The sequence below is a fragment of the Staphylococcus pasteuri genome, from assembly GCF_030547725.1.
Taxonomy (GTDB): Bacteria; Bacillota; Bacilli; order Staphylococcales; family Staphylococcaceae; genus Staphylococcus; species Staphylococcus pasteuri.
The window spans coordinates 1-257 of record NZ_JAUOQO010000546.1 but is presented as its reverse complement, the minus strand read 5'-3'; the positions used below and the strand labels follow the sequence as shown (position 1 = coordinate 257).

Here is a 257-nt window from a genome sequence, read left to right as displayed (position 1 = left end):
CGCTATTGCAAGGGAGGCGGGCTGTTGGCCGGGCGGCCATACCCCGGACGCCCCGTTGCGCTTTGGGCGACATCAAAATTCCAGATCACTGCGAAATTGGTGATCAACGTTCCCAGGAACGAATATGCCAACTGGGACGGGCTGAGCACAAAGGCCGAAGCCAGAAAGACAAAGGCATCCACCGAAAGCTGGAACCAGCCGGCCTTGAACCCGGTTTTTTGTTCCAAAATGATCCCGAGGATCGTCATCCCCCCGGC

Annotated in this window: 1 protein-coding gene; it reads right to left on the bottom strand. The window is 58.0% G+C overall.

What is annotated here, in order from left to right:
• Positions 1–2: 2 nt before the first annotated feature.
• A partial coding sequence (locus tag Q4528_RS14675; protein ID WP_303522394.1) for a YitT family protein occupies positions 3–257 on the bottom strand: 255 nt, incomplete at its 5' end.